5 protein-coding genes are annotated in these 4,955 nt (G+C 68.0%); 4 read left to right on the plus strand and 1 reads right to left on the minus strand.

Translation table 11 applies throughout. The features are described 5' to 3' along the window. Positions 1-150: 150 nt before the first annotated feature. Positions 151-1,533: a glycine--tRNA ligase gene (locus G5C60_RS49450; protein ID WP_165270667.1), complete on the minus strand. Its 1,383-nt coding sequence runs from the start codon at positions 1,531-1,533 to the stop codon at positions 151-153. A 209-nt stretch (positions 1,534-1,742) separates the two neighbouring features. Between G5C60_RS49450 and G5C60_RS49455 the strand changes: the two genes are divergently transcribed. The 4 genes from G5C60_RS49455 (at position 1,743) to G5C60_RS49470 (ending at position 4,922) form a co-directional block, all read left to right on the plus strand. After that, entirely contained in the window at positions 1,743-2,744 is a 1,002-nt protein-coding gene (locus tag G5C60_RS49455) for a metal ABC transporter solute-binding protein, Zn/Mn family (protein WP_165270669.1), read from the plus strand. 22 nt (positions 2,745-2,766) lie between these two features. Beyond that, positions 2,767-3,537: a metal ABC transporter ATP-binding protein gene (locus G5C60_RS49460; RefSeq protein ID WP_165270671.1), complete on the plus strand. Its 771-nt coding sequence runs from the start codon at positions 2,767-2,769 to the stop codon at positions 3,535-3,537. Between the two features lie 10 nt (positions 3,538-3,547). Beyond that, on the plus strand, positions 3,548-4,444 hold the full coding sequence (locus G5C60_RS49465) for a metal ABC transporter permease (RefSeq protein WP_165270673.1): 897 nt from the start codon (positions 3,548-3,550) through the stop codon (positions 4,442-4,444). 61 nt (positions 4,445-4,505) lie between these two features. After that, positions 4,506-4,922, plus strand: coding sequence for a transcriptional repressor (locus G5C60_RS49470; RefSeq protein WP_165270675.1), 417 nt, complete (start codon positions 4,506-4,508; stop codon positions 4,920-4,922). Positions 4,923-4,955: the final 33 nt, after the last annotated feature.

Here is a 4,955-nt window from a genome sequence, read left to right on the forward strand (position 1 = left end):
CCCTGGGGGCCAGCGGCCCCTTAGGGGCGCGGGGAACTGCGCGACCAGCCACAACGAACCCGCAGCCGCCAGACAACACCATCCAGGCAGACGCAGGCGGGCCCGGGGCGCAGCCCCAGGGATGGGACGGGTAGGGGCGGCGGGGGCGACCTAACAGCCGATCAACCGACTCGCCAGGTACCCCTCGATCTGGTCCAGCGAAACACGTTCCTGCTTCATCGAGTCCCGCTCACGCACAGTCACCGCGTTGTCGTCGAGCGTGTCGAAGTCGACAGTCACGCAGTACGGCGTACCGATCTCATCCTGCCGCCGATACCGCCGCCCAATCGCACCGGCATCATCGAAGTCGATGTTCCAGTGCTGCCGCAGTGCCGCAGCCAGCCCCTTGGCCTTGGGAGACAGCTCCGGGTTCCGCGACAGCGGAAGAACCGCGACCTTGACCGGCGCAAGCCGCGGGTCAAGCCGCAGAACCGTACGCTTCTCCATCTTCCCCTTGGCGTTGGGCGCCTCGTCCTCGACGTACGCGTCCAGCAGGAACGCGAGCATGGCGCGGCCGACACCGGCCGCGGGCTCGATGACGTACGGAGTCCAGCGCTCGCTCGCCTCCTGGTCGAAGTAGGAGAGGTCCTGGCCGGAAGCCTTCGAGTGGGCCGTGAGGTCGAAGTCGGTGCGGTTCGCGACGCCCTCCAGCTCACCCCACTCGTTGCCGCCGAACTGGAAGCGGTACTCGATGTCCGCGGTGCGCTTCGAGTAGTGGGAGAGCTTCTCGGCCGGGTGCTCGTACCACCGCATGTTCTCCTCACGGAGACCCAGGCCGGTGTACCAGTTCCAGCGCTGCTCCATCCAGTACTCGTGCCACTTCTCGTCCTCGCCCGGCTTGACGAAGAACTCCATCTCCATCTGCTCGAACTCGCGCGTACGGAAGATGAAGTTGCCCGGAGTGATCTCGTTCCGGAAGGACTTGCCCATCTGCGCGATGCCGAACGGCGGCTTGCGGCGCGAAGTCTGCTGCACCTGGGCGAAGTTGGTGAAGATGCCCTGCGCGGTCTCGGGGCGGAGGTAGGCGACGGAGCCGCTGTCCTGCGTGGGGCCGAGGTGCGTGGAGAGCAGGCCGGAGAACTGCTTGGGCTCGGTGAACTGGCCCTTGTTGCCGCAGTGGGGGCAGTTGACGTCGGCGAGACCGTTCTCGGGCGGACGGCCGTGCTTCGCCTCGTACGCCTCCTCCAGGTGGTCCGCGCGGAACCGCTTGTGACAGGAGGTGCACTCGGTGAGCGGGTCGGTGAAGGTGGCGACGTGGCCGGAGGCAACCCAGACCTCGGTCGCCAGGATCACCGAGGAGTCGATACCGACGACGTCCTCGCGCGACGTCACCATGTAGCGCCACCATTGGCGCTTGAGGTTCTCCTTGAGCTCGACACCCAGCGGCCCGTAGTCCCAGGCGGCGCGCTGGCCGCCGTAGATCTCACTGCACGGGTAGACGAAGCCACGGCGCTTGCTCAGGCTGACGATGGTGTCGATCTTGTCGGCGGCCACGGTGCTCTCTTCATTACGACGACGGCGACGAAGCGGTTGCTTCAGGAGCGATTGCTTCAAGTGCGAATGCTTCAGATTACCGGCGGGCCCGCCCCCCGGATCAAATCGGTTCGAGGTCGGGGACGGACGGAGGGCTCGGGCAGGGCCTGCGCAGGGCTTGTCAGGACGCTTGTTGACAATCGTTTCCACTTTCATTGAAAATGGGTGTCATGAACGTACGTCGGCGCCTCGCCGCCTCTCGAATAAACACCGCCGGCACCGCGGCACTGGCGGCCACCGCCCTCGCTGTCTCCCTCTCCGCCTGCTCGTCCGACTCCGACGCCGCGGAGGGCGGGAACGGTGGGGGGAAGCTCGACGTCGTGGCGTCGTTCTATCCGATGCAGTTCCTCGCGGAGCAGATCGGCGGGGACCATGTCAGTGTGACCTCGCTGACCGAGCCCGGCCAGGAGCCGCACGACCTGGAGATCAGCGCCAAGCAGACCGCGCAGCTCCAGGAGGCGGACGCGATCTTCTACCTGAAGAACTTCCAGCCCTCCGTCGACGAAGCGGTGGGGCAGTCCGACGTCAAGACGAAGGTCGACGCGGCCACGCTGACGAAGCTCGAGAACCTCGGCACCGAGGACGGCCACGAGCACGGTGCCGAAGAGGGCGCGGAGGCGGAGGAGGAGCACGCCGGCGAGGAGGAGTCCACCCTCGACCCGCACGTCTGGCTGGACCCGGTGAAGTACGCCGAGATCGCCGAGGGCGTGGGCAAGGCCCTCGAGAAGGCCGACCCGGACAACGCGGCGGACTACAAGAAGAACACCGCGGACCTCGTGAAGAAGCTGGGCACTCTCGACACGGCATTCGAGGACGGGCTCAAGAACACCAAGTCGAAGGTCTTCTTCACCAACCACGCGGCCTTCGGCTACCTCGCCCAGCGCTACGGTCTCACCATGGAGGCCATCGCCGGCCTGGAGCCGGACAGCGAGCCGAGCGCGGCGCGCGTCAAGGAACTCCAGCAGGAAGCGAAGGCGGACGGCGTCACCACCGTCTTCTACGAGACCCTGGTATCCGACAAGACGGCGAAGACCCTGGCCTCGGACGCCGGTCTCAAGACTGATGTACTCGACCCGATCGAGGGCATCACCGACAAGTCCAAGGGCGACGACTACATCGCGGTCATGGAGTCCAACCTCAAGTCGCTGCAGACAGCACTGGGCGCCCAATGAACCACCCTCGGAGGACCCCGGCATGAAGAACGAGCCCGTCATATCCCTGCGTGGCGTGACGGCCGAACTCGGCTCACGCCTCGTCCTGCGGGGCATCGACCTCACCGTGCACCGCGGTGAGGTCGTCGCGCTGCTCGGCGCCAACGGCTCGGGCAAGTCCACGGCCGTCCGCACGGTCATCGGTCAAGTCCCGGTCACCCGCGGCGAGATAGAGCTGTTCGGCACGCCCCGGCGCCGTTTCCGCGACTGGGCGCGCGTGGGGTACGTACCGCAGCGCACGACGGCCGCGGGCGGGGTGCCCGCGACGGTGACCGAGGTGGTGTCGTCGGGGCGGCTGTCCCGTGCCCGCTTCGGGATCCTGCGCAAGGCCGACCGCGAGGTCGTCCACCAGGCCCTCGAACTGGTCGGCATGGCGGACCACGCCAAGCACTCCGTGAACGCGCTGTCGGGCGGCCAGCATCAGCGCGTACTCATCGCACGTGCTCTGGCCGCCCAGCCGGATCTGCTGATCATGGACGAGCCGATGGCGGGCGTCGACCTGGCCAGCCAGGAGGTACTCGCCGAGACCCTGCGCGAGCAGGTCGCCCAGGGCACGTCCGTACTCCTGGTCCTGCACGAACTGGGCGCCCTGGAGCCGCTGATCAACCGCGCGATCGTCCTGCGCGACGGCTGCGTGGCGCACGACGGCCCGCCCCCGCAGGCGGTCGGCCAGCACGCGCTGCCCGGCCACGACCACGTACACCCGCACGCGGCTCATGACGCCGAACCGGTCCGCACGGGCCTGCTGAGCTGAAGGACCGGCCATGGACATGCTCAACTACGAATTCATGCAGCGGGCCCTGCTCGCCGCCGTACTCGTCGGCATCACCGCACCCGCCGTCGGCATCTACCTCGTGCAGCGCCGCCAGGCTCTGATGGGCGACGGAATCGGCCACGTCGCGATGACGGGTGTCGGCCTCGGCTTCCTGCTGTCCTGGTCGCCGGTGTGGATGGCGACGCTCGTGTCCGTGGTGGGCGCGGTCCTCATGGAGCTGATCCGCTGGTACGGCAAGACGCGCGGCGACATCGCCCTCGCCATGCTCTTCTACGGCGGTATGGCGGGCGGTGTGATGTTCATCAACCTCGCACCGGGCGGCTCCAACGCCAACCTGACCTCGTACCTCTTCGGCTCACTGTCGACGGTGAGCGAGAGCGACGTGACGGCGATCTGCCTCCTGGCAGCCTTTGTCGTACTCGTCACCCTCGGCCTGCGCCGGCAGCTGTTCGCGGTGAGCCAGGACGAGGAGTTCGCCCGGGTGACCGGGCTGCCGGTCCGCGCCCTGAACCTCCTCACGGCGGTGACGGCGGCGGTCACGGTGACCGTCGCGATGCGGGTGGTGGGCCTGCTTCTGGTCTCGGCTCTGATGGTCGTCCCGGTCGCCGCCGCACAGCAGCTGAGCCGCAGCTTCGCGGCCACCTTCGCGATCGCCATGGCCATCGGGGTGAGCGTGACGATCGGCGGCACGGTCACGTCGTATTACCAGGATGTGCCGCCCGGCGCGACGATCGTCCTGCTGACCATCGGGGCGTTCATCGCGCTGACGGTACTGGCCACCCCGCTGAACCGACGCCGGGCCCGGGCCATGACACAGGCCGCCGGGGACCCGGCGGAGTGCGCAATTCCGGCCACCCGTTCCTCGACGGGGAAGGTCGGCGTCTGACTGCGCCCTGATCGGGCTGGCACAATGGCCCGGCAAGCCGCAGATGTGTGAGGAGGCAACGGTGACAACCGCTGGACCGCCCGTTCGGGGCCGTTCGACCAGGCAGCGGGCCGCCGTCGCGGCGGCTCTGGACGAGGTCGACGAGTTCCGCAGTGCGCAGGAACTGCACGACATGCTCAAGCACAAGGGCGACTCCGTCGGACTCACCACGGTGTACCGCACGCTCCAGTCCCTCGCCGACGCCGGCGAGGTCGACGTCCTGCGCACGTCCGACGGCGAGTCCGTGTACCGCCGCTGCTCGACCGGCGACCACCATCACCATCTCGTCTGCCGCGTGTGCGGCAAGGCGGTCGAGGTCGAGGGACCGGCGGTCGAGAAGTGGGCGGAGGCGATCGCGTCCGAGCACGGTTATGTGAACGTGGCGCACACGGTGGAGATCTTCGGCACCTGCGCGGAGTGTGCTGCCGCACGGGGGTAGGGGGCGGGTTCGTTTTCGGGTGCGGGTGCGTGG

Origin of the sequence: Streptomyces scabichelini (genome assembly GCF_011045015.1) — a bacterium.
GTDB classification, from domain to species: Bacteria; Actinomycetota; Actinomycetes; order Streptomycetales; family Streptomycetaceae; genus Streptomyces; species Streptomyces scabichelini.